Annotated in this window: 23 protein-coding genes and 1 pseudogene; 20 read left to right on the top strand and 4 right to left on the bottom strand. The window is 41.3% G+C overall.

Annotated features, from left to right (window positions below; all coding sequences use genetic code 11):
* Positions 1-32 precede the first annotated feature (32 nt).
* Positions 33-1214 carry a C40 family peptidase gene (locus tag BLS16_RS21120; RefSeq protein WP_092335601.1) on the top strand — a complete coding sequence of 394 codons (1182 nt, stop codon included), beginning with the start codon at positions 33-35 and terminating at the stop codon, positions 1212-1214.
* Between the two features lie 212 nt (positions 1215-1426).
* On the opposite strand, the gene BLS16_RS21115 is transcribed toward BLS16_RS21120, so the two are convergent.
* Positions 1427-1888: a hypothetical protein gene (locus BLS16_RS21115; RefSeq protein ID WP_092335600.1), complete on the bottom strand. Its 462-nt coding sequence runs from the start codon at positions 1886-1888 to the stop codon at positions 1427-1429.
* Between the two features lie 237 nt (positions 1889-2125).
* On the opposite strand from BLS16_RS21115, the gene buk reads away from it, so the two are divergent.
* The 4 genes from buk to BLS16_RS21095 all read left to right on the top strand — a co-directional run bounded on the left by buk (position 2126) and on the right by BLS16_RS21095 (position 6679).
* Entirely contained in the window at positions 2126-3190 is a 1065-nt protein-coding gene (gene buk / locus BLS16_RS21110; RefSeq protein ID WP_092335599.1) for a butyrate kinase, read from the top strand.
* Positions 3191-3323: 133 nt separating this feature from the next.
* On the top strand, positions 3324-4268 hold the full coding sequence (locus BLS16_RS21105) for a bifunctional enoyl-CoA hydratase/phosphate acetyltransferase (protein WP_282433783.1): 945 nt from the start codon (positions 3324-3326) through the stop codon (positions 4266-4268).
* Between the two features lie 100 nt (positions 4269-4368).
* Entirely contained in the window at positions 4369-6105 is a 1737-nt protein-coding gene (gene iorA / locus BLS16_RS21100) for an indolepyruvate ferredoxin oxidoreductase subunit alpha (RefSeq protein WP_092335597.1), read from the top strand.
* A complete protein-coding gene (locus BLS16_RS21095; protein ID WP_092335596.1) occupies positions 6098-6679 on the top strand; it encodes an indolepyruvate oxidoreductase subunit beta in 582 nt (193 codons plus the stop codon). Before iorA ends, BLS16_RS21095 begins: the two co-directional genes overlap by 8 nt.
* A 132-nt stretch (positions 6680-6811) precedes the next feature.
* On the opposite strand, the gene BLS16_RS21090 is transcribed toward BLS16_RS21095, so the two are convergent.
* Positions 6812-6991 (bottom strand): type II toxin-antitoxin system antitoxin, encoded by a 180-nt coding sequence (locus BLS16_RS21090; protein ID WP_092335595.1) that lies wholly within the window; start codon positions 6989-6991, stop codon positions 6812-6814.
* 73 nt (positions 6992-7064) lie between these two features.
* Positions 7065-7904, bottom strand: coding sequence for an SPFH domain-containing protein (locus BLS16_RS21085; RefSeq protein WP_092335594.1), 840 nt, complete (start codon positions 7902-7904; stop codon positions 7065-7067).
* A 187-nt stretch (positions 7905-8091) separates the two neighbouring features.
* Here BLS16_RS21085 and BLS16_RS21080 point away from each other — a divergent pair, with 187 nt between their 5' ends.
* The 12 genes and pseudogenes from BLS16_RS21080 (at position 8092) to BLS16_RS21020 (ending at position 21845) form a co-directional block, all read left to right on the top strand.
* On the top strand, positions 8092-8955 hold the full coding sequence (locus tag BLS16_RS21080) for an SDR family oxidoreductase (protein WP_092335593.1): 864 nt from the start codon (positions 8092-8094) through the stop codon (positions 8953-8955).
* A 565-nt stretch (positions 8956-9520) separates the two neighbouring features.
* Positions 9521-10507 carry a 4Fe-4S binding protein gene (locus BLS16_RS21075; RefSeq protein ID WP_092335592.1) on the top strand — a complete coding sequence of 329 codons (987 nt, stop codon included), beginning with the start codon at positions 9521-9523 and terminating at the stop codon, positions 10505-10507.
* Between the two features lie 669 nt (positions 10508-11176).
* Complete coding sequence (gene pylSc / locus BLS16_RS21070; RefSeq protein ID WP_092335591.1) at positions 11177-12010, top strand: pyrrolysine--tRNA(Pyl) ligase large subunit; 834 nt, start codon at positions 11177-11179, stop codon at positions 12008-12010.
* A gap of 73 nt (positions 12011-12083) precedes the next feature.
* The gene (locus BLS16_RS21065; RefSeq protein ID WP_092335590.1) at positions 12084-13037 is read left to right on the top strand and encodes a choline kinase family protein; all 954 of its coding nucleotides are present in this window, start codon (positions 12084-12086) and stop codon (positions 13035-13037) included.
* Between the two features lie 478 nt (positions 13038-13515).
* Complete coding sequence (gene pylB, locus BLS16_RS21060) at positions 13516-14607, top strand: methylornithine synthase PylB (RefSeq protein ID WP_092335589.1); 1092 nt, start codon at positions 13516-13518, stop codon at positions 14605-14607.
* 14 nt (positions 14608-14621) lie between these two features.
* Complete coding sequence (gene pylC / locus BLS16_RS21055; protein ID WP_092335588.1) at positions 14622-15809, top strand: 3-methylornithine--L-lysine ligase PylC; 1188 nt, start codon at positions 14622-14624, stop codon at positions 15807-15809.
* Positions 15810-15814: 5 nt separating this feature from the next.
* Complete coding sequence (gene pylD, locus BLS16_RS21050) at positions 15815-16636, top strand: 3-methylornithyl-N6-L-lysine dehydrogenase PylD (protein ID WP_092335587.1); 822 nt, start codon at positions 15815-15817, stop codon at positions 16634-16636.
* A 72-nt stretch (positions 16637-16708) separates the two neighbouring features.
* Positions 16709-17032 carry a pyrrolysine--tRNA(Pyl) ligase small subunit gene (gene pylSn / locus BLS16_RS21045; RefSeq protein WP_092335586.1) on the top strand — a complete coding sequence of 108 codons (324 nt, stop codon included), beginning with the start codon at positions 16709-16711 and terminating at the stop codon, positions 17030-17032.
* A 186-nt stretch (positions 17033-17218) separates the two neighbouring features.
* On the top strand, positions 17219-17857 hold the full coding sequence (locus BLS16_RS21040; RefSeq protein WP_092335585.1) for a cobalamin B12-binding domain-containing protein: 639 nt from the start codon (positions 17219-17221) through the stop codon (positions 17855-17857).
* Positions 17858-17948: 91 nt separating this feature from the next.
* A pseudogene (gene mttB, locus BLS16_RS24460) lies at positions 17949-19487 on the top strand ([trimethylamine--corrinoid protein] Co-methyltransferase).
* A 320-nt stretch (positions 19488-19807) separates the two neighbouring features.
* The gene (locus BLS16_RS21025; protein ID WP_092335583.1) at positions 19808-21484 is read left to right on the top strand and encodes a sodium:solute symporter family protein; all 1677 of its coding nucleotides are present in this window, start codon (positions 19808-19810) and stop codon (positions 21482-21484) included.
* Positions 21485-21644: 160 nt separating this feature from the next.
* Complete coding sequence (locus BLS16_RS21020; protein ID WP_092335582.1) at positions 21645-21845, top strand: hypothetical protein; 201 nt, start codon at positions 21645-21647, stop codon at positions 21843-21845.
* 4 nt (positions 21846-21849) lie between these two features.
* On the opposite strand, the gene BLS16_RS21015 is transcribed toward BLS16_RS21020, so the two are convergent.
* Positions 21850-23253, bottom strand: a complete 1404-nt coding sequence (locus tag BLS16_RS21015; protein WP_092335581.1) for a sigma-54 interaction domain-containing protein — start codon at positions 23251-23253, stop codon at positions 21850-21852.
* Between the two features lie 620 nt (positions 23254-23873).
* Between BLS16_RS21015 and BLS16_RS21010 the strand changes: the two genes are divergently transcribed.
* From BLS16_RS21010 to BLS16_RS21000, 3 genes are all read left to right on the top strand, one after another.
* Positions 23874-24206 carry a BMC domain-containing protein gene (locus tag BLS16_RS21010; RefSeq protein ID WP_014902499.1) on the top strand — a complete coding sequence of 111 codons (333 nt, stop codon included), beginning with the start codon at positions 23874-23876 and terminating at the stop codon, positions 24204-24206.
* A gap of 48 nt (positions 24207-24254) precedes the next feature.
* A complete protein-coding gene (gene eutL / locus BLS16_RS21005) occupies positions 24255-24902 on the top strand; it encodes an ethanolamine utilization microcompartment protein EutL (RefSeq protein WP_092335580.1) in 648 nt (215 codons plus the stop codon).
* Between the two features lie 177 nt (positions 24903-25079).
* On the top strand, positions 25080-25697 hold a 618-nt coding region (locus BLS16_RS21000), incomplete at its 3' end, for an aldehyde dehydrogenase family protein (RefSeq protein WP_143015557.1).

The raw sequence follows: 25697 nt of genomic DNA, 5'->3' as shown, positions 1-25697 counted from the left end.
GAATCATATGAAGTAACAAGGAGCAAGAATTAATGAAAAAAGGGATAAGCATACTGCGTAAGACAAGTCTTGTGGGTCTTATCGGAGTTTTACTTTTTGCGACCTCATCGGTGCCTGTTCGGGCTGACAATTTACAACAACAGCTCACTCAATCTCAAAAGCAAGCCAGTCAAATGAATGCAGCTCTCAATGCTCAAAAGGAAAAAGTAGCCGGCGCGACGACCCAGGTGTTGGCCTTAAAACAATCTGTTGAGGCATTAAATAATAGCATTGCTCGAGAACAAGAAAAGCTCACCAACGAACAAAAAAACCTTAAGAATTTAGAGGCTGAACAGCAAAAGCTGGAGATTAAACGTCAGGAATACATTAAAGCCTTAGGAAATGTCCTGCGCAGCAACTATGAAGATGGAATTACTACATACCTTGCGGTTTTATTTGAATCCACCAGTTTATCGGATTTTATCGATCGGGCCGATAAGATCCAGATGATCATTAATAATCATAGTAAACTGCAAGACGACATTCAAAAATTGAAGGAGTCTATGGATACGCAAAAGGACCTTATTGAACAAAAGAAGGAAGCCATTCAGGTTGCCATCCAGGGTAAGACAGAGACACAACAAGAAGTTCAGAAAGTATTGGTTAAACAGCAGACTGTGTTAGATCAACTAAGCAAAGAAGAAAAGGCAGCCTTAAATGCTTCCTTATCAGCTCAAGCAAAGGTTAACCGTATCCAACAATTGATTGAACAAGAAAAACTTGAAGCTGCTTACGCTGCCAAGGAGAAATCTTCTGGATCATCATCAGGCGGAGGGGGAGTTTCCGGTACAGTCGCTGTTTCAGGTGGAGCTAAGCAAGTTCTTAATTATGGAGCTCAATTCTTAGGAATAAAATATGTCTGGGGTGGTACGACCCCTTCCCCGGGATTCGATTGTTCAGGATACGTACAATATGTTTTCCGAAACAGTGGCATAACCCTGAGCAGAACCTCAGAGCAGCAGTTTAAAAATGGAGTTTCCGTTTCTCGTTCGGACTTAAAACCCGGGGATTTAGTGTTTTTTGCCACATATTCATCAGGTGCGTCTCATGTGGGAATCTATGTCGGAAACAATACAATGATTCATTCCTCTTCTGGAGGGGTTTCTTATGATGATATGACTAGTTCATACTGGGCTAAGCGATACCTGGGAGCTCGCCGAGTTATCGCCCAGTAAATGACAAGGGCGAGCTTTTCCAGAATTGATTTTGGAACAGAAATTCATTCACATACCACATAATGTTGATTTGGATGGGCAGGTTAAATTCACTTTTAAGTTCCAAATTCTTTTGGTTTTCAATCTAAATTGCTGATCGGAATCCTAGACATACTTATAATGGCTAGGGTTTTATTTTTTTGTTAGTAGAAAATCTCTCTCGCAACAAGTATTTAAACCATCTTAATATGTTCACTTTTGTGAAATATCCAGGCGGATATTAAGCACCAAGAAAGATAAACAAAAGGTTGGATATATTTGTAGATTCCGATTGTTTCATATAGTCCTGATTGGGACATTACCATACCTACAGAATAATTTAGGGCTACAAAAGCGAGGAGATAGGGAACCAAAAAAGCTTTCCTCACTGGAAGAAAATAAAAGAATATCATAAAGTAAAAGGTCCAGGCAATGGGAGTCCAAAATGAAAAAAGCCCGAAGATACTTGTCTTACCCATGTTTTTGTAGTTTAAGTACCCCATAAGATGAAATAAAGCCACAAGTAGTGTATCTCCAATACCTCCAAAGATTAACCCATAAAGAAAAAATTTTTTATACAAGTTTCTAGGAATTAAGATAATCGTCGCCAGCCCAATAGTAGCTGCAAAAATGAAAAAAAAGGACAAATCAAACATTAAATACAACTCTTTCTTTATAGATTTTATAGTAGAATTTCCATATCTGAAGATATTAATTCTCCAACCATAAACGAGGTGAAATAGAACTATAACATTCTGTAGGGTAAGGCATTTGGCATTTTGCGTTTTAGTTGTGATATGTTGTGATATAATAAAAGGCTGGAAGGGTTGGTTCAGCTAAGTGATCATTAACTAATAAAAATTGCTTTTATATAAAACTAGGGGGATAGATTCTTGAAAATACTCGTTATTAATCCTGGATCAACTTCAACAAAAATTGCTGTTTATGAGAATTGCAATTGTTTATGGAAGTATGGAATAAATCATCCTGCACAGGAGATTAACACTTTTTCACGGGTAAGTGATCAATCTGAATATCGCATCAAATATATATTAGAGCTCTTGGAGGAAAAAGGATCTTCCCTGGACTCTTTTGCTGGAATAGTGGGACGGGGCGGAATGCTCAATCCACTTGTTGGCGGAACTTACTTGGTGGACGAAAATCTGGTTAAAATCTTGCAAAACCCGCCTGGTGGGGAACATGCTTCAAATTTAGGTGGTATCATTGCCTATTACTTGGGACAGAAAACAAAAGTTCCTGTCTATATTGTAGATCCCGTTTCGGTTGACGAAATGGAGCCGGTAGCCAGGCTTTCGGGACTCCCTGAACTGCCCCGACTCAGCCAATCCCATGCCTTAAACATGAAGGCTGTAGCCCGAAAGGTGGCAAATAGGTTAGGGAAGGCTTATGATGAGGTTAACCTTATTGTTGCTCATTTAGGTGGAGGAATTTCAGTAACCCCTCATCGGGGAGGGAAAATGATTGATGTCAATAATGCTAATAATGAGGGGCCTTATTCGGTTGAACGCTGCGGTACCCTGCCCAGCGCTCAACTTGTAAAATTATGCTATTCGGGGAAGTATACTGAGCAGGAGATGCGAGCTAAAATCCTTAAGGAAGGTGGTTTGTTCGCTTATCTGGGAACTAAAGATGCTCAGGAAGTTGAGAAACGGATGAAAAACGGAGACTCCTACGCAAGTCTTATCCTCGAAGGACTATGTTATCAAGTAGCGAAGGAAATTGGGGCAATGGCAACGGTTTTGCTAGGTGAGGTTGACCAGATAGTCTTGACCGGGGGACTTGCGCATTCAGAGTTTATTACACAGGAAATCACGCGGCGGGTATCATTTGTTGCTCAGGTAATTGTGATTCCAGGCGAAGAAGAGATGGAAGCATTAGCTCTTGGTGCCTTGAGAGTTCTTAATGGAGAAGAGGAAGCTTTAACCTATACCTACTAATTGAGTTAGGAATACTAGCCAGAAAGGATAACTTTTCGTTACCTACTGCAAGAAGCTAATACGTGCGAAGACAGTGCTGCAAGTGGGTTTAATTCGTGCGAAGACAGTGTCTTCGTCGTCGTCGTCGTGTCGTTTGAAGCATAAAGTTTTCTATAAATGGGGTGTAACAATGCGCTTTAGCGGGTTCGATGCTTTATTCGATAGAGCTAAGAGTTTAGGCCGGGCAAAAGTAGCTGTGGCAGCTGCTGCCGATAAAGAAGTAATGGAAGCTATCAAATTAGCCGAACAAGAAGGACTGATTACACCGCTGCTTATTGGTGATGTCAATCAGATCGAGGAACTAGCCTTGGAAATAGGGTGGAACTTGGAAAGAGCCAAGTTGATTCATGAAGCAAATCCTCAAGAAGCAGCTCATAAGGCCGTAGATGCAATTGTCAATGGGGAAGCGGATTTTTTGATGAAAGGGCTGATTAACAGTTCGGACTTTTTACGCGCTGTACTTCGTCCTGAAGGAGGACTTAGAACTGGACGCTTACTGAGTCACTTAGCAGCATTTCAAGTACCTGGGTACTCTCATTTGTTCTTTGTAACAGATGGAGGAATGAATATTGCACCGGACTTGACTCAGAAAAAGCAAATATTAGAAAACAGTTTGTTCTATTTGCAAAGAATCGGAATGGATTTAGTAAATGTCATAATATTAGCAGCTAATGAAATGATTGATCCTAAAATGCCTGCGACAATGGATGCTAAGGAATTAGTCGCAATGGGAAAAGCAGGAGAATTCTCCGGGGCGATTGTAGAAGGCCCGCTAGCTCTTGACGGAGCAGTAAGTGCTGTTGCACTAAAACATAAGGGAATTAGCAGTAAGATTAATGGCGAGGTCGATTTGATTTTAACTCCGACCATCGAGGTAGGGAACGTCTTAGGAAAATCAATGGTCTATTTTGCAGGAGCTACAATGGCAGGAATTGTCCTTGGGGCTAAGGTGCCTATAGTACTGACCTCACGCAGCGACACCCCTAGGAACAAGTTTATGGCCATAACCATGGCTGCTTTAAGCCGAACACAAGCATAAGACTCTTTACATTTTTCTATTTTTTGAGTTAAAATGCTTATATGAGTTCATTTTAGAAAAAATTTGATCATTTCTACTAAGGGGGGAGACTAGAGAAAGCATGAAAAAATTAATGACAGGCAATGAGGCAATTGCTCGGGGTGTCTATGAATATGGAGTCGGCGTAGCTGCTGCCTATCCTGGCACACCAAGTACTGAAATCCTCGAAAATATTGTGAAATACCCTGAAGTTTATTGTCAGTGGTCGCCTAATGAAAAAGTAGCGATGGAAGTCGGAATCGGGGCAGCTATTGCCGGCGCTCGCTCTATTGTTGCTATGAAAATGGTAGGTGTTAATGTAGCTGCAGATCCGCTTTTTACAGTAGCTTACACTGGAACTCGTGCTGGCTTAGTCTTAGTGTCAGCGGATGATCCGGGAATGCACTCCTCGCAGAATGAGCAGGATAATAGACTATATGCAGCCTTTGCTAAGATACCCTTGTTAGAACCCTCCAACTCTCAGGAAGCTAAAGACATGGTTGGCTTGGCAATGGAGATTTCCGAAGCTTTTGATACACCCGTAATGATTCGGATAACCACACGGATAGCCCACTCCCAGAGCTTTGTAGAGTTAAATGATCCTCAAGAACGAATAATCAAGACTTATGAGCGAAACCAAAGTAAATATGTTATGCTTCCGGCCAATGGACGCGCTCGGCGCTTAGTAGTGGAAGAAAGGATGCATAAACTCGCAGACTATACAGAGACAGTGGCAGTTAATTATATGGAGATGGATGACCCAACCGTTGGAATTATAACCTCTGGGATTTCCTATCAATATGTTAAAGAAGCTCTTCCTAAGGCTTCTGTTCTAAAATTAGGATTGACCAATCCTTTACCGTCAGGCTTGATTAAAGAGTTTGCGGCTAAAGTCGATAAACTCTATGTTGTCGAGGAATTGGAGCCCTATATGGAAAACGAAGTTCGTAGACTGGGCATCAATGTGGTAGGTAAAGAACTCTTCCCACCCTATGGGGAACTCTCCGTTCGGATGGTAGGGGAAAAGATCAGCGGTCAACCGGGAATAACGGTAGCTCCGGCTTTTGACTCGCCGGTTCGTCCGCCGGTGATGTGCCCCGGTTGCCCACACCGTGGAGTTTTTTACACCCTTAAACAACTTAAACTGATCGTTTCAGGTGATATTGGCTGTTATACTTTGGGGGCAATGGCTCCTCTCCAAGCAATGGATACAACAATTTGCATGGGGGCCTCAATCTCAGCGGGTTTAGGTATGATCAAAGCTCATCCGGAAATGGCCGAAAATATGGTGGCAGTAATTGGTGACTCAACTTTCCTCCATTCCGGGATTACCGGACTTATGGACGTGGTATATAACGGTGGAAACCTAATGACAATTATTCTCGACAACTCCATCACAGCCATGACAGGGCACCAGCATAACCCATCTACCGGCCAGTCACTTATGGGTCAGCCGGCTCCTCAAGTCGACTTTGTTGCTTTATGTAAGGCTTTGGGTATAAAGCGTGTTACCGAGGTTGATCCTTTTGATTTGACAAGGGTTAAAGAAGTCATTAAATCAGAAGTTGCCGCTCCTGAACCTTCAGTGATTATTGCTAAACGTCCTTGTGCTCTTATTATCAAAAACACAGAAAAGCCTCTCCAAGTTCAAGACTGCAGTGGCTGCAAAATGTGCCTAAAACTAGGATGTCCAGCACTTTCTTTTGATGAAGAAAATAAAACTGCTCAAGTTGACCAAGCCCTATGTACAGGGTGCGGAGTGTGCATAAATATATGTAAGTTTAATGCCTTGCGAAAGGCCGGTGACGGTAATGTCTAAAATAACTAATGTTTTACTCGTAGGAGTTGGCGGACAAGGAACAATTTTAGCCTCGAAAATTTTAACTCATGTCGCCATGGCCCAAGGGTATGAGGTAAAGATGTCGGAAATCCACGGTATGGCTCAGCGAGGGGGATCTGTTGTAACCCAAGTTCGGATGGGAGAAAACGTTTACTCTCCTGTTATTGAGCCCGGAGAGGCAGATTTTATTGTAGCCTTTGAACAACTGGAAGCTTATCGGTGGGCTCACTTCTTAAAAAAGGACGGCGTCTTAATCGTCAATACGCAAAAAATTGTACCTTTAACAGTTCTTATCGGAGCCCAAACCTACCCGAAAACAATTTTAAGTGACCTCAAAGAACGTGTGGAGCGTTATATTGAATTGGACGGGTTAAAGTTGGCTTCCGAAGCCGGTAATGCTAAAGCAACAAATGTGGTTCTAATGGGAGTTCTCTCTAAGTACATGAATTTCCCGGAGGATACCTGGAAAAATGCCCTTGAAGCAAGAATACCAGCCAAGCTGCTGGAATTAAATAAGATAGCCTTTGCCTTGGGAGTCGCTGAAGCCAAATGATTCGGGCTTAGAGAACTCGTTCAACAATAGTTGAACATCGGGTTTTCGTAGGGGAGTCTACCTCCACCGAAGAATAAGATGAAAAGAAGCTGGAACACGTAGGTGCACCAGCTTCTTTTGTTATATCTAACCTTAGTTTTTTGAATCCTCTGAGGTAGGATGCTCTTGTAATCGTCCTGCCCGACGCACTGCGTCCCGAAGTAAAAACTCAATATGAGCATTAGTGCTTCTGAATTCATCAGCGGCCCAACGTTCCAGAGCGGCATAAAGCTTTGGATCAAGTCGCAAAGGGAATTGCTTCTTTGTTGCCATTTTAAACACATCCAATGTAAGCTGTTCGAGATAATTGATTTATTCAGAGAAGAGATTGTAAATAAGGAGTTAACTAATACATTGTTCCGGCATTAATAACAGGTTGAGCCGATCGTTCGGAAACGATAGAGACTAAGAGGTTATTAATCATTGCGGCTTTACGCTCATCATCAAGTTCTACAACCCCATTTTTCTCGATTCGTTCAATAGCCATCTGAACCATACCCACTGCGCCCTCGACGATAATTTGGCGAGCGGAGAGTATAGCAGAAGCTTGTTGACGCTGAAGCATGGCACCGGCAATTTCTGTAGCATAGGCCAGGTGGGTGAGCCGGGCTTCACTTACTTCTACACCAGCCAGATTAAGCCTTTGTTGAAGCTCGTTCATTAATTCATGGGATACTTCTTCAGGATTTCCTCTAAGGGAAAAGCCTTGACCTTCAAAGTTGTCGTAGGCATAACGGGTTGCGATGTGGCGTAATGCTGTTTCACTCTGAATCTCTACAAATTCTTCGTATTTTTCAACGTCAAACATGGCTTTAGCGGTATCAACGACGCGAAACACAACGACTGCTGCAATTTCCACCGGATTACCTTCAATATCGTTTACTTTTAAAGTTTTGCTGTTAAAGTTCCGCACTCGTAAAGATACCCCCTTGCGAATAGCAAGTGGAACACTGAGCCATAAACCGGGTTGGCGGACCGTCCCCAGATAGCTCCCGAAAAACACGAGGGCATAGGATTTATTGGGTTGAACCACCAGAATACCGGAAGCTAGGATAATAGCCAAGATAATAATCGGGATACCCACTAAGTTTTTCTGAATGACTAAAGCAATACCTCCAATAAACAGTGCGAGAATAATAATTAGAGCAAGATAACCATTCACGGCCCAAGCTTTTTTCTCGATCATTTTAATTCCTCCTTGAGTTCATAATGATATATATATGATATCACTTCTGAGGAATATGTAAAGTAGTATCTTTTAACAAGCTATAAGTTAAGTGCTTACAATCCTACTGAAGAACATTAAAATTTACGACTATAAATCTGAAAAATGGCCATTTTAATACTGAACTAGTGATTTAGGAGGAACTACAATGACGAACATGCCTCAACCTACTTTTCCTGCTCAGCATCAAGAACAGCAACCGGGCCTGGAATCCTCGATGAATCCTTTGCCGATTGCCGAAGATGCCAATTATGTGGGGAACAACAAGCTTAAGGGAAAAGTTGCTCTAATTACCGGGGGGGACAGTGGAATTGGACGAGCGGTATCCATTGCTTTTGCCAAGGAAGGTGCAGATATTGCAATTATCTACTTGAATGAACATGAAGATGCCAATCAGACAAAGGCTCGCATTGAACAATTAGGCAAGCGCTGCCTTGTTTATGCCGGAGATATTGGGGATGAAGGGTTTTGTCAGCAAGTCGTGAATCAAACTGTACAAAGCTTCGGAAAACTGGATATCTTAGTCAATAATGCCGGAGAACAACACCCACAGAATAGTTTGTTAGATATCACAAGTGAACAGTTGGAAAGAACCTTTCGGACAAATATTTTTAGCTATTTCTTTATGGCTAAAGCGGCATTGCCCTTTTTAAAGGCCGGGAGTGTGATTATAAATACTGCCTCAATTACAGCCTATGAGGGACATGATCAACTAATTGATTATTCCGCCACTAAGGGAGCAGTGGTTTCCTTTAACCGTTCTTTGTCAGAATCCCTGTGCAAGTTGGGGATTAGAGTAAATGGCATCGCTCCTGGTCCGATTTGGACACCGTTAATTCCTGCTTCTTTTCAAGCTGACAGCGTGGCGACTTTTGGGAGCACCACCCCAATGCAACGTGCCGGACAACCTAAAGAGTTAGCACCGGCCTATGTTTTTCTAGCCGCTGATGACTCAAGTTATATGTCGGGACAGATGCTTCACATCAATGGCGGGAAAATTATTAACAGCTGAAAAAGTGGTAATCAGTGATACTAAGGAGACTTTCTTCTTAAATCGGAATATAAAAAGGCAACAATACTGATGAGTACAATGGTATTGTTGTCTTTTTATATTCTATGTGATCAATATCACTATTTGGGCGTGTTTTTTTAGTATAATAGGGATTATACCCCTTTCCAGAGTAGCCTGCCATGCCGCTGTCGCAGCACCTGCAGATTATGAAAAGATTCCACGAAGCCTTTTCATAGCACCCCCAAAGTTCTGCTTCCACTCCCAACAAACTGGCTGGAGGAGCGATTTTCTGCTAAGCGGATGCGTCAGTGAAGCCGCGCTAAGGCAAGCGCCGACGGTTCGCGTCCCCGTAGCGCGCCGCAGGTTCACATTCAGAAATACCCAGAGGTTCGGACGCGCTCGCGAACCGTCCAGCGAGCCAGCGGCGGAACTCGCGGACGCGTGCAGACAAGCGCTCCGCCCCAGAGCCTGACAGAAGAACCGACCCCATGTCTACCCAGGAGGGATTCTTCAGAGTAGAGTATGAACCTTATAAGTTAATAGCAAATCTAGATTGGGGGTCAATATGAAATTCAACATCCACAGAAATATTTCGGTTAGAAATGTTGTACAATTTCTCTTTGCTGCTATAGTACTGTATATAGGAGTAGTCTTTGTCATTTTTACTGAACAACTGGCCAATAACTCAGCTTTAACGGTTTCTAGGCCGGCGGGAGTAGATGGGTTTTTGCCAATCAGTGCTCTAGTTGGTCTGAAGGCATGGGTTGCGACTGGGAGATTCGATCCTATTCATCCGGCAGGGTTAGTGATATTCCTGGCAGCGATCACTTTATCAGTGTTAGTCAAACGATCCTTCTGTGCTTGGATTTGTCCCATTGGAACACTTTCAGAGGGACTAGCCAAAATTGGCAAACAGATTTTCGGGAGAAATTTTCAGATTCCTAACTGGTTAGACCTTTGTTTGCGATCGCTCAAATACATCCTCTTGTCCATCTTCATTGCGGGTATTTTATTTATGATGAGCGGTTCAGAAGCCATATCTTTTATGTACACTCCATATAATATTTTGGCCGATGTGAAGATGCTGTCTTTCTTTCGTAATCTGGGCATCGTAGGGATGAGTGTAATCGGACTTATTGTTTTATTATCGATTTTCTTTGAAAACTTTTGGTGTCGCTATTTATGTCCTTACGGAGGACTTTTGGGACTATTCAGCCTACTCAGTCCCTTCAAAATCACGCGTAATAGAGAATCCTGCGTTCACTGCGGAAAATGTAACGCAAGTTGTCCGAACCGGGTGCTTGTTGAGAAGGCAGAGAGGGTATGGTCTCCGGAATGTACGGGGTGCTTGAATTGTGTGCAAAAATGCCCTGTAAATGACACACTCAAGTTTCAAGCTGTTAAAGGTCGAAGTTTTCTGTCCCCGCAAAATTTGGCTGTAGGAGTTTTGGCTCTGTGGTTTTTGATTATCGCTTTGGCAATTGTGACTGGACACTGGGAGTCAAAAATATCGATAACCGTTTATCAGGAACTGTTTACCACTATGAATTAAATTAATTAGGTTTGACACCTTTCAGAGAATTAGGATCTAGGTGATTCGGCCTTGAGGTTTAATCACATTTACTCAGAGAAAGAACTTGTAGTGTAGCGAAAACAATAATAAGACTCATTAGAAAACTTGGCTAGCGCCCGAAGACACTGGCTTCGCACGTATTAGCCGTCTTGCAGCCTCCGGCGCAGGCGGTAGCTTAGTTGCACTTATGCTTGGACGAAGACACTGTCTTCGCACGTATTAAAACTTCTTGCAGTATATAACGCAAGTTTATACTTTCTGACTGTATAAATAAGTCATGAATGACTGAGAAAAGTCCTTCGTGACTTGAATTATTGTATTAGTGTAAGATAAAATAGAATTTAGTTGAAGGTTGCTTCTTAGGGTTTGAGACAAACTGTGATGCTTTAGGCTGAAATCCAAAGGAAATGCTGAAAAGTGTACTCTAAACAAGGCTAAGATTGTAAATAAAGGGTTTACTGAAATTTATATTTATCTAACCACAGAATTGGCATGGAATTTGCAACGATAAAAGAATGTATTTCAGGCGAGTTCTTGAAGTCATTTTTAAATGGGGGGTAGATCGGATTGATCGCGTGGACTCTAAATCCGCGTAGGCGGGTGAAACTCCCGTACTCCTCGCCAATATTATCAGGGGGGAAACTGAGAGTGAGCATTACATGGACACCCATCCAAAAACAACGATTACAAGAACTTAATGCTAGTGAAGTACTGCAAGAAATGTGTTTTGAGTCTCATCAAGAACGGGATCGTGCTTATCAGGAACAGGAACATCTCCTGGTTATTAGAGGAAAACAAAAGTTACAAGAATTGTTAGAAACTAATCGGCGTCCGTCTTTAAGTGTACTTGAACAACAGCTTGTAGAAGCTTTGACACAGGAGGGATTTGTCCAAGTAGTCACTCCCACGATCATTTCCAAAACCGCCCTAGCCAAAATGTCCGTCTCGGATGAACATCCGCTTTTCTCGCAAGTATTTTGGCTTGATTCAAAGCGATGTTTACGTCCTATGCTGGCGCCAAATCTTTATACCCTCTGGAGAGATCTTTTGCGTTTATGGGAAAAACCAATCAGGATCTTTGAAATAGGGACTTGCTATAGGAAAGAATCGAAAGGTTCCTTGCATCTGAATGAGTTTACAATGCTTAACTTAACGGAATTAGGATTGCCGCTTGATCAGAGGCATCAAAGATTAAAAGAACTTGCTGACTTAGTTATGAACACAGTGGGAATTGATGATTACCAACTAGAGTCGGAATCTTCTGTTGTTTATGGAGATACCTTAGATGTTGTTAAGGGTATTGAATTAGGCTCAAGTGCTATGGGTCCTCATGTCCTGGATGATCAATGGGGAATTTTTGATCCATGGGTTGGTATAGGGTTTGGATTAGAGCGATTACTAATGATTAAAGAGGGATCCCAAAATGTCCAAAGCATGGGTAGGAGCCTTACGTATCTTAATGGTGTACGGTTAAATATCTAATTCTAATGCCAGAGTTCGGAATTTGAGTTGTGTGTTTGAGAAAATTCTAATTTGAACGGGAGGATCTATAATTATGCACGAACAAGTTATGATCGAACCCTCCATATCCAAGGAACATATCGGACGCATCTACAAAATGATCAGCGAGATTCCCTTTTTTAACGAATCCCGAATTAGTGAAATTGAAATTTTGCCCGGTGGATTAACCAATAGCAATTATAAAGTAACAATTGGTGGAGTTACATATGCTGTGAGGCTCGCGGGAGCAGGTACGATGGAATACTTAAATCGTCCGGCAGAAAAGCATAATGCGCAATTAATGGCTGATATTCAAATTAGTGCTCCGATTATTTATTACGATGAAACTACGGGAAACCAGGTGTGTAAGTATATTGATGATTGTAAAACCTTACATATACCGGATTTTAAAGAACAACAACAATATCTGAGTATGGCGGCTCAAGTGTTCAAAAAGTATCACGATTGTCAAAAGGAATTCATCTCCGTTTTTAACCCATTAAAAGAAATTGATGCTTACATTAAATTATTAGCAGATAAAAATTCAGAATTTTATGAAGGTGCTGAAACTATGGAGAATAAAATCGAGGAAATTAAAGAACTCTTTAGAAAAAATCCTCCGCCCCAAGCACCTTGCCATAATGACCCACTTTGTGAAAACTGGTTAGACGATAAAAAGAATTTCTATCTTATTGACTGGGAGTATGGCGGAATGAACGATCCGCTATTTGATCTGGGAGCATTGGCTATAGAAGCCGAATTAACTGGTGAGCAAGAACGTTTCTTCTTGAAAGAGTACTATGGTGGGGATTTGACAGACAAGCAAATCGGATCCCTGATAATTAATAAATTTTTGTGTGATGCTTTATGGTCATATTGGGCAGTACTACAAATTGCCATGGGCAAGTCAAGAGAAGAATATTGGCCATATGGATTAAATAGATTTAATAGGGCTTATGCATTAATTCACGATGGAAGCCTGGATAGCGCTATTAAAGCTAACCAATAATAAGTAGCTTTTCTAGATTATACAATTTTACTCACATCTAAATCTCTGAATTCTTTTAAAGGTCCGGTGTAAAAACCGGGCCAATTTTTTATCCGACCCTATAGCTCTTTTAAGTAGCGGGGAAGCTTTCGCACGTCTTGGAAGATAGCAAGTTAATAATGACTTATATGAAGTACTGACCGACTTGAATACTAATATCTTTAACCTCCTCAAAATATAACAATTGCTTTTCTAAAGAGAAATAGATCTAACGAGAACAGATAAATCCCTTATCCCAGAAGGATTCTCAGAAATCTTTAGATAATCAAAATATTTTGGTGTGATTATTTTTGGTGTGGCATAAAACTTGCATCTAATATTTGTAATTGTAAGAATCTAATTTAATTAGCCAAAGAGAACACGAAATTGCCAACTCAAGTTAATCTATAGCTCAATATAAATTATGTAGTATACTTAAACAAAAAAAGAAGGTGACTAAATGGCAGTAGATTTGCCAACTTCAATATTAGATGAAATATTACAAAAAGCCGCTAAAGAGATCCCTCTAAAGCGCAATGAACTTCTCTTTTTGTTAAAAGTAACGGATCAAAAAGACGTAGCCAAAATCTTTAAAACAGCTAGATTTCTTAGGGAACGTTACTTTATGAATAAGGTATTCACCTATGGCTTCGTCTATTTCTCGACTTATTGTCGTAATGAATGTGCTTTTTGTTTATATCGAAAGTCAAATAAGGAACTCCAACGTTATCGTAAAACAGATATGGAAATCATGAAAACTGCATTTAGTTTGATAGATTCAGGTGTAAACTTAATAGATTTAACAATGGGTGAAGATCCTTTCTTTTTTGAGAATCAAGGTGCGGGATTTGCCCATATGATTAGAACCGTTGAGATGATAAAGAAGAGTACAAATATCCCTGTTATGCTTTCAGCGGGGGTTGTTCCGGAAGATATTCTCATGGAGTTTAAAGAGGCTGGCGTTGACTGGTATGCTACTTATCAGGAAACTCATAACTCCGAATTATACAGCAAGTTAAGACTTGGACAAAATTTTGAAGAACGTATGCAGAGAAAGAGAGTAGCTCAACAAATGGGCCTTCTCCTAGAAGAAGGTTTACTTACCGGAGTCGGGGATACTGACGAAGATTTGGTTGATTCACTGGAGGAAATGGGCAGGCTGGGTTCAGATCAAGTAAGAATAATGAGCTTCATACCGCAAAAAGGCACACCTATGCAAAACTTTTCTCCGGTTCCACGCGCAAAGGAGTTACTTGTCATCGCCGTCATGCGCTTAGTGTTCCCGGATCTCTTAATTCCTGCTTCATTGGATGTTGACGGGCTAAACGGCCTAGCAGAACGCCTTAACGCAGGGGCTAATGTTGTTACGTCAATTATCCCTCCTGAATCAGGCTTAGCCGGAGTATCTAATCAATCGTTAGATATTGAAGATGGAAATAGAACAATTAGTAAGATTGCTCCAGTCTTAGAGAAATGCGGGCTTGGTTTGGCAAGCCGTGATGATTACGCAGAATGGATTCAACGGAGAAAAAAACTTTCACATAATTTCTAGAAAGGGGCCCTAAGGTGCGAGTAGTAATTGTAGGGGGTAAGCTCCAAGGATTAGAGGCAGCCTACTTAGCGAAAAAAGCAGACTGGGAAGTAGTTCTGGTTGATAAGAATGAGTGGGTGCCGGCAGCAGAATTGTGTGACCACTTCTGTACTGTAGATGTAACAAAAACTGTTGAATGGATTCCATTTCTAAAAGATATAGATCTTATTATTCCTGCTTTAGAAAATCAAGAGGTTTTAGACAGTTTAGTCCAAAGCGCTCATTATACTCATGTTCCCTTACTTTTTGATAGTAAGGCCTATGGAATTTCTTCTTCGAAAATTAGTTCGAATGAAATGTTCGCCCGTACAGGGGTTCCGGAGCCAATCCCTTGGCCGGAATGTGGATTTCCAATAATCGTTAAGCCATCTGGTGAAAGTGGAAGTAAAGGAGTCCATAAGGTAAAAAGTGCTGTAGAATTTAAGAGTTTATTTAATAATGGGTTAACAGACTGGGTCATAGAAGAGTATTTAGAAGGGCCATCCTATTCATTAGAAGTCATTGGATACTCAGGAGTCTATAAAGTGCTGCAGATTACCGAACTTCATATGGATGAAGACTATGATTGTAAGCGAGTTATTGGTTCCGCCATATTATCGGATGAACTGAGAAATGAATTTGAACAAATTGGCATAAACCTAGCGCGAACTCTTAAGTTAAACGGGATTATGGATATAGAGACAATCTTGCATAAAGGTAAATTGAAGGTTCTGGAAATAGATGCCAGGATTCCAAGTCAAACTCCGATTACTGTTTTTCATTCAACAGGAGTTAATATGTTAAAAGTTATTGGGGAGGCTTTTGTCAGCAAGGTACCTTGGACTGAGTTTAAAATAAAAGAACAATCTGGCGTTATCTTTGAACACATCCATGTCTGGAACGATGGTCTTGAAATATGCGGAGAGCATATCATGGCCGACTCAGGGCCCCTGCACCTCTATCCGGATTTCTTTGGAGCTGATGAAGCCATTTCTAACTATATTCCCGGTAAGACTGAATGGGTAGCTACTTTAATCATAAAAGGAAAAAACCTACAAGCGGCCTGGAGACAGCGTGAGGTTGTTATCCAATCAATAAAAAATGAATGGGGAATCCATCATTACTACGACAGAGATCCGAACCATCCAGACCTAACTGAAAGAATATATGCCTCAGGGAGTTGATCATCTTGACAAGACTAAAGCACGAAGACGTTGTAGAAATTCCTACAACACTAGAAGACTATGACCAACAATTGATTGATAAAACAGGTTGTTCGCTGAAAGAGCTTTCTAAGAGAGCAGCAGGATTTCAAGCTAACATCGAAGTTAACCATCTTCAACTAAAAGTAGCTGTAATTCCAATGTCTTGTGGTCAAGGAATAATTGAGGGATTTGCGGAATCTGTAACCGGAATAATCAGCTATCTGGGCTTTAAGGCGTTAACGACTAAGAGTTGGGATGCCGGTGGGGTTGCGGAGGCAATTCAAGAGGGCGCAGAAGTGTTATTTATGGCAGATGATGAACGTTTTGTTGCTGTAAATGTGCGTACCGGTAAGGTCTCTGACAATGGCGATGCTACTGGTAGAGGATATGCTGTTGGACTTGAGCGAATGAATGATGGATTAGTAGGTAAAAAGGTATTAGTGCTTGGAGCGGGCCCGGTTGGCGTTGGGGCGGCTATCGCCCTTGCTCATTTTAGAGCTGAAGTTGGAGTTTATGACATTGTGAGTGCATCAAGCGAAAGACTCCAAGAGACTTTAATAAGGCACGGGTATAGGGTAACTATCGAGACTGATTTAAATACTGCCTTAAACCGTTATCAAAACATAGTTGATGCTTGTCCCGCAGAAAATATCATTTTATTAGAACATATCACTGAAAATACGAGGATTGCGGCTCCCGGTATACCTCTTGGCGTCCAGGCTGACGGTCTGAAAAAGGTCTTTACAAGATTAATACATGACCCCCTGCATATAGGCGTAGGAACCATGATGTTTGATGTACTATAGATAGTATTTGAGAAGGAGTACTCTGGCTAGAGTTTTATGACTAGAGTGTAGGATCCCGATAGGAGTGATGTCATGACAGCAGACTCAACCAAAAAAAAACGTTATTATCGCAAGAATGTTGATTTTTTTAAATTCGTAGAAAAATTAAAGCTTTGGCCCTCTAGAAGTGGTACTCTACATGGCGTGAAAAGTATGACAATAAGAGGAAATACGGCAGAGATCGTGACCCATTGCAATGAGAAATTTCAAATTTACAATTCTAAACACAGTCGTGCAGCTCGTTGTCTTCGGAATAAATTATTTTTTCGTGCTTGTACTACCTGTAAAATTCCTGGGTGGAAGTTGGAAAAGTATTCTTCGACCCACGTTAATCAAAATTATGGTTCGCGCTTATAAAAGGGAAGTTTTTTAACGACTAATGATCATTCACCAAAGAGAAATAATGCTTGTTCATGATTCGAAAACTGCAAGAGCAAGCTTTATTATAAAAAACCTTGCCAATATAGCGGAAGGTTTTTCTCAAGGGCTAACTCTTAGTGTGTCTATGTCTTTATAACTTGAAAAAGAGGAGGAATTTAAGGAATGTCTAACTATGCCGATCTTGCAAAAAGTGTTATCGAGGGTCAAAAGGATAAGGTAAAAGAGCATGTTCAAAATCTCATCGCCGCTGGGAATAGTCCTCTTGAGATTGTCAATGAGGGCCTAATTGCCGGAATGAATGTTGTAGGAATTCGTTTTAAAGCTGGGGATATGTACGTTCCGGAAGTTCTCATGGCAGCGAAAAGCATGAGTGGTGGACTGGAAATTGTTAAACCCCTAATCGCCAAAGCCGATCAAAAAAGCCAAGGAAAAATTCTACTGGGAACTGTAAAAGGAGACTTACACGATATTGGTAAAAATCTTGTCGGCATGCTGATTGAGAGCGGCGGTCTGGAAGTAATCAATATGGGAGTAGACATTTCTGCGGAAGATTTTATTGATGCCGTCATTGAACATGAACCTGATATTGTTGCCTTATCAGCTCTGCTTACTACGACAATGCCTGCCATGCAAGATATTATTGAATTGTTGGAAGAAGAAGAGCTAAGAGACAAAGTTAAAGTCATAATCGGGGGAGCGCCTGTTTCTCAGGAATATGCTGACACCATTGGTGCCGACGGCTATGCTCCGGATGCGGGGTCCGCTGTTGAGCTCTGCAAGAGACTTTTGGCTTCCGAATAATTAGATTATTTTTAATCTATAGTTATTTAAGGGGGTGGTTTATTCATATAATTCTGGCTAATTTATCGTGACTTTCTGGTTCTATATAAATATGGAGGTGATTTTTTTGACATACAGAGGTATACATGCTGGTTCTACTAGAATGGATGGGATCGGGCTAAATATGTTTACCTACGATGAGCTGTACGATGTACATTTAGCCACATTAGATCTGCTTTGGGACATCGGAGTAAGAGTTGAAAGTGAAGAAGCACGGGAAATTTTCTATAGTGCTGGATGTACTCTTGATCGAAAAACAAATATTGTCAAAATACCAGCGCACTTAGTTGAAGACGCTATTCGCTCAATTCCTAAAACATTTAGAGCTTGTGGAAGAAAACGTGAAAATGATTGGCTGAATGAAGGAAATCGCACCGGATTTGTTAACTTTGGGGAAGCTATCAGACTGATTGACCCTTATACACGCCAATTAAGGAAGCCGTTTAAAAAAGACGTAGATGACGTAACTCGTTTTTGTGAAACAATGGATCAGATTATTGTTTTTGAAAGAGCTTTAGGGCCCTCGGAAGTTGATCCAGATGTTGCACAAGTTCATATAGCGGAATCATTCTTCAATTATTCGACAAAGCATGCTTATATTGGGATGAATCGCCCGGAAAATATGCGTGCGGCTGCCAAAATGGGCTATCTTGTTTCCGGTGGCGAAGATAAATTCCGGGAAAGACCCCTTTTCTCACAAAGTACAGACCCTGTTGCTCCCTTAGTTCATGCAAAAGGCGCGACAGACACTCTTCTCCAAGCGATTCGCTTAGGTGTTCCGGCAAAAATCAATTCCATGGGTCTTGCCGGAGGAACTACCTGCGTTAACTTGGCCAGTACTCTAGTGACTCACAATGCCGAAATCTTAAGTATGTTTGTCTTAGGTCAACTCGTAAAAAGAGGGTATCCAATGGTTTATGGTACTTCCACAACCATGATGGATCTGAGAACGACTGTTGCATGTGTCGGAACTCCTGAACTGGCTCTCTTTAGTGCAGCTTGTGCCAAACTTTCTCAATTCTATAATATTCCAGTCTGGGTTGCCGGTGGATAGACAGATAGCAAAGTACCGGATGCCCAAGCAGCTCATGAGTTTACCCTAACCGCTTTATTACCAGCGTTAGCAGGCGCTAACATGATATATGGTTTAGGGATGCTCGAAGGTGGCTTGACTTGGGACTATGCTCAAATGGTCATGCAAAACGAGATGGCTCGTATGATTATGCATACCATTAAAGGGATACCCATAAGTGATGAGAAAATGGCCTTGGAAGTTGTCCGTTCGGTAGGTATCGGCGGAGAGTTCATTAGCCATGAACACACTTATGCGCATTTTAAAGAGCTGTCCAAAACAGAATTGTTAGATCGTAGGAATAGAGAAAACTGGGAAGCGGCTGGCAGTAAGGATATTGTCGAAACCTCCTATGCCAAATCTATTGATATTCTTGAGAACTACCAAAATCAAAATCCTCTGCCTGAAGATATCCAACGCCAGCTGAAAGAAATAGTCTTAGAAGCTGAAGCTGAAACGACGGAGATTAAGGCTAAGGAAAAAGAAGCTAGAAGAAGACCAAGAAAACCGAAATTCTAATATTAATGAAGTAGACGAAGGAGTCGATATAATTATCGGCTCTTTCTCTATTCTGACTTAGACGAGTTAAAACTGACTCGCTATAGTGCTTGGTTATAGGGTATATAAGCCAAAGCATCAGGTTTGTCGGCTAAATTAAAGGATGTCACATTTGGCATAATTTTTGCAATAGTGAAAGATAAGCTATATTTTCGCACTATTTCAATAATTTTTATAGCGTTATTGAGTAGATTGATTTGCAAAAAAAGGATGTGATACATGATCAGAAAATAACAAGTTGGTTTCGGGATTTTGTGAATTCATATGAAGGAGTGAATAGAATGGGTAATGCTGATGTAAGTCCATTGTGGTACTGGTTAGTGTTTTTTGCTTATATCGTATTCCTTATCGTAGTAGGCTTGAATGCCTATAGAACGCAAAAAGCTACAGCCAGTGCTGAAGAAGAGCATAATGATTATTGGATCACAGGCCGTAGTCAACCGGCATATATGGTAGGTATGTCTGTAGCGTCCGGGTGGATGTTAATTGGTATGATCACTTGGATGACTTGGGCGACCTATGACCTGGGGTTATCAGGCTTGTGGGTCGTAGCTATCCCGTGGTTTTTTTCGAACATCTGGCAATTTCTAATGGCCCGTCCTTTAAGAAGAATTAAGGCTATCTCTCAATGCCAAATGCTAGAAAAACGCTTTGGACTGCCGGCTAGGATACTATCCGCTCCAATAAATATCTTTTCCTATACAATTTGGTCAGCGGCTGAATTATACGCGGCTTCACTGATCATGGCACCTGCTCTCGGAATTTCCATTGAGGCAATGATCATTATCTATGCGATTCCAATTGCAATATACATGTGGATGGGTGGATTCCGATCAGTAATTAATGCCAATGTTGTTCAATTCTTTATGGGAGCAATCATTCTGATTGTTACAGCTGTTGCAATGTATTTAACCGCCAAAGGTATTGCTACAGCTCAAGGAACAACGATTTTGGGCATGTTGGAGGCCCAGCCGATTGTCAACAGTATGGCTTATCCAGTTGACTCAACTCAGAACTCGGCTAGCTTCTTCGCTTATGTCTCACTATCCTTCCCATTGATTGTTATGCTTGGTTTGGTACCTGGATGGGCTGCAGCCGAAGATTTTTGGTTAAAAGCTCAAGCAGCTAGAAGTACAAGTGAGGCACGTCGTGGAGGGTTATATAGCCTTACCTTCAATACCTTCATCATTGTTGCTCCCGCCGCGATTATTGGACTTTTTGGACTTATCGTTTTCCCACCTGAAGCAACGGATGGTGTGTACGCTGCTGCTTCAAGTTTAGGAGATAAAGGAGCTTACAACATAATATCAGCCTATATCAACACTTATATGCCGCCCATGCTTAAAGGACTGTTGATATTCTTATTGTCTGCTCATACAATGTCAACGGTTGCTAACTATAGTAACATAACAGCAATGAACCTATCCTATGATGTATTACAACCATTAATTTATAAGAAGAGAAATTGGTCTGATGCCAAAATCGTTAAATGGTCGCGCATGGTTACAGTTTTCATGATTGTGATAAACATACTTTTAGCTTTGCTCTATAATAGCCCAGTCATTGGAGCAACTCTCAATGATGCATACTTCTTGTCCTCAGGATTACTTACCGCTGGTATATCTGTAATGCTCTATGTATTGTGGTGGAAGCGTGCAACTTTGTTAGGCGTAATGCTTGGCGGATTGTTTGGAACTTTAGGAACCTTCATCTTCTTTATTCTTGAATATAAGGTGTGGGCATTCTCCTATAATACTCCAATTTGGGACTGGATTTTTGGCCCGGGAGCAATGGCAAACTCTTACTATGGTTATTGTGTTGTTGGACTGGTTTGTGGTATTGCAGGGGTCATCATTGGTACCTATGCTTCTCCACCTCCTACAGCACAACAATTATCAGCCATTGCTGATGAACCTATTGATAATAATGAAGAGTTTTTTGCAGGAATGCACTCTTAATCAAAAAACGAATTTAGAGTTGAAGCTGATTTATTAAATAAATGGCTAAGGAATTATTCCTTAGCCATTTTTAACAAGATTCCCGAAGGACCTCATCATTTGTAGAATTTTTATACTATAATGAATTTAATTATTTCAATACGGAGGAGGAGTTTAACAAATGCTGACACCTGATTTTTCAAGATTTGTACTTATTCCTTTATTTGTTCTGAATATGGGGGCAATGATTATCACCTTATTCATAAAGAAAAAAATAAAGCCGGAATTCTCCAGAAATCTCGATGTCTTGTTTTTTGTAGAGAATGTTATTGGTTTAATCTGCTGTATAGCTTTGGGGTATATTGCTTTTTTTGTAGATTAATTTGTTAATCATCTGTATGAACATATTTTCGGATTAATCGACTAGCTTTACTCTGGCTGATATCGAGGAATTTGGCAACTTCGTAAGAGCTTCCTAATGTTTTATAGGTTTCCAGGATCAGGTTTTTCTCCACGTCACACAAAGCTTCTTCAAGGGAAAGGGGTTTGTTAGGGGGGGTTGGTGTAGAAGGGGTCGGATGCTCTATTGAAGTTAGAAATGATTGAGGCAAATCAAAGTCGTCAATAACTTTTGCCTGAGTTACTACTGTTAAACGTTCAATAATATTTTCTAGTTCTCGAACATTGCCCGGCCAAGGGTATTTTAGAAATAAATCATAGCATCGATCACTTAACTCATGGTCTAATTTGTATTTTTGATTGAATTTGGACAGAATCTCTTGGGCAAGGGGAATGATTTCCTCTTTTCGTTCCCTCAGTGGAGGTAGTACTATTTCAAAGATATTTAAACGATAGTATAAATCTTCTCGAAAATCTCCTTTACTAATCATTGCTTGTAGGTTGCGATTTGTAGCGGCTATAACTCGGCAATTAACTTGCTGAATCTCGCGGCCTCCGACTTTAAAATATTGATTCTCATGCAGAACTTGTAATAGCTTGGCCTGCATGCGGGGGGACAACTCGGCAATCTCATCCAAGAAAAGGGTACCGTCATTTGCCAATTCAATTAAACCTATGTTACCTTTTACATTTGCTCCGGTAAAAGCACCTTTAGAATACCCAAACATTTCGGCTTCCATCAGTTCGGAAGGGATTGAAGCACAGTTAACAGTAATAAAAGGGCCGTTTTTGTTGGGACTATTATTATGGATATATTTAGCCATGTGACTTTTTCCGGATCCGGATTCGCCAAGCAAAAGAACTGTTGAATTGACAGCAGCGATTCGTCGAACAAGTGTTAAAAGAGATTCCATTTTTGAACTTTTACAAACATAGTCGGGTATTTTAGTTTCTTTTTCACGAAGGACAGCGACTTCTTTTTCATATCTCATTAATAGCTTAGTGCTTTTCTCTAATTCGTGTTTGATACCTTCCGATTCAGTAACGTCTCTAGAATTTTCAATAATCAATTCAATGTTGCCATTAGAGTCGAAGATAGGAGTTGCCGTAGTAAGCAATGTTTTGCCGGTACATGTTTTTTGTTCAAGTGTGATGCTCATTTTTTTATCAATGGCGATGGGGCTGACTCGAGGTCCCCAATATTTCTTCTCAGATATTTCCCTCGACTTTTTGCCAATAATCTCTGAGGCCTTTACACCGTAATGTTTTTCACAGGCATTATTTACGTAAATGACGATTCCTTTAGCGTTTGTTACATAGATTTCATCATGGGAATTGTCAAGGATTTTTTTAAGTGTGTTAAAATCTAACGCTTCAGGTTCCGTATTCATCCTGCTTATACCTCCCTAGAATAGGATTTATGTCTAAAAGCAAAAGTGAAGATGGGTACAGGTAACTAAATCATTTATGACTTATTATTGATTTTCGACCTGTCTTATAAAAAACCTTTTTTCCTACTGATTTTCGGGTGAGAAATATTTTACTATTTTTAAACTTTTCAAATTAGAGTTTTTGCTAAAGCACTTTGTTATAGCCTTGAAATGAGAATTTTGACTTAATGAAGTCAATGTTGACTTATTTTTTCGTTTAGTTAGGAACTTTAATAATAGAAAGTTTAGGTTTTACTATGATAAGCAACAGTTTTTAAAATGGCATAATATTTGCATATTAGATTCAAAGACAATTTTATGAAAGGAGTTGAAGATAACCTTAACTAATACTTTGGTGATTACTAATCAAACTAACTAAATGAGTCCCGAAGGTTTTGTGATCGCCTTGTTCTTTTTATCAGACTACCAGTTGTCGAGGACTAAATCAATGTACTGATTGTAATTAATATTATTTGATTCCATTGTAGCGGTTGAGGTTATTAGTAATATGGAAGTCCTGCTTTATATAAGTAGAGTCATAAAACCTATTAATAAAACGATAACGAGAGGAGCAAACCCAAATGGCTATAAGAGAAGATTTAGTAGCACTAGGAATGGTAGAAACTCGTGGAGTCGTAGGAGCCATTGAAGCGGCAGATGCCATGGTCAAAGCAGCCAATGTCACCTTAATCGGGAAAGTAAAAGTTGGAGGTGCCTTAGTGACGGTCATGGTTCGAGGAGATGTGGGAGCGGTAAAAGCCTCCGTTGATGCGGGAGCAGCCGCTGCTGAGCGAGTCGGAGAGCTTATCAGTTGTCATGTTATACCCCGCCCACACCCTGAATTAGAAGCTATCCTGCCTAAATTACCCGTCTTTGAAGAAAAGCCAAAATCCAAAAATGTTGAGAACAAATAAATCGTCGGATCTTAAGAAAAGCGTCCGGCAGGAATAGGGAGGATAACTATGATAGAGCCTCTAAAACCCAAAGTATTAGCCGTCCGATTAATCCCGAATGTAGCCCCGGATCTGGCCCAGCAGCTGGGACTGACGGACTATCAGCGTTCCATCAGTATGATCACCGCCGACATTGATGATTCTACCTATGTGGCCTTAGATGAAGCCACTAAAAAAGCGGAAGTCGAAGTTGTCTATGCCAAGAGCTTCTATTGCGGAGCAGCCCGAGCCTCCGGCCCGCTATCCGGAGAAATCATTGGCATCTTAGCAGGCCCTAATCCGGCGGAAGTCCGGGCGGGAGTGGATGCCTGCATCGAACACCTAGAAAATGAATGCTGGTTCTACACCTGTGACGGAGGAAAAACCGCGTTCTTTCCTCACACTATCTCACGAACCGGAAGTTACCTGTCTAAAGTTGCCGGTATCGAAGAAGGTCAGGCTCTGTCCTACCTGATCGCCCCTCCGATTGAAGCTATGTTTGGCTTAGACGCCGCCTTAAAAGCCGCCGAAGTCAGCATGAAAGCCTTTTACGGCCCCCCGACGGAAACCAACTTTGGCGGCGGACTCTTAACCGGCTCGCAAAGTGCCTGCAAATCCGCCTGCGAAGCCTTCCAAAGAGCCGTCATCGACGTCTGTGAAAACGGATTAAAATTCTAATATAGAAGACTAGGCTAGCACACCCCCCCCCACACACACGCACACGAAGACACTGTCTTCGCACGTATTAGTCCTTCTTGCAGACACTGTCTTCGCACAAATTACCCCTTCTTGCAGTATGCAAGGAAAAGTTATGCTTTCTATATTTAGTACAAACAGGGAGGAGGCAGCTTCGTGATGGAACTTGACCGAGATTTATGTTCCTTACAGGAAACCCGAAATTTAGTGCGAGCTGCGCGCAAAGCCCAAGAAGCCCTGAAGGACTTCTCGCAAGAGCAAGTGGATCATATTATTGATATGATGCGGGAAGCCGGGGAAGCCAATGCAGCCAGATTAGCCATGATGGCCGTCTCCGAAACGGGGATGGGCAACTATAACGATAAATGCTTTAAGAACTATTTTGCCTCGCGCACCCTTTACGAGTTCATCAAACCCATGAAAACCGTGGGAATCATTCGGGAAGATCAGGAGCAAAAACTTTGGGAAATCGCCGAACCCGTGGGCGTCATCGCCGGGATCATCCCGACGACAAACCCCACCTCAACAGTGATCTACAAAGCCATGATCGCCCTGAAAACCCGGAACGCCATCGTTTTCTCCCCCCACCCAAGTGCCGTACGCTGCACCCATGAAGCGGCGAAAATCATGGAACAAGCCGCCGTGGCCGCAGGAGCACCGGAAGGGGTCATCGGATGTATCCTGAATGTCTCCATGGGAGCCACCAACGAACTGATGAAACACCCTGATGTAGCCATGATCCTAGCTACCGGCGGAAGCGCCCTGGTTAAAGCCGCC

It is taken from the genome of Desulfosporosinus hippei DSM 8344 (genome assembly GCF_900100785.1).
Classification (GTDB): Bacteria; Bacillota; Desulfitobacteriia; order Desulfitobacteriales; family Desulfitobacteriaceae; genus Desulfosporosinus; species Desulfosporosinus hippei.
The sequence above is the reverse complement of the archived record's forward strand: the minus strand, read 5'-3'. Positions and strand labels throughout refer to the sequence as shown.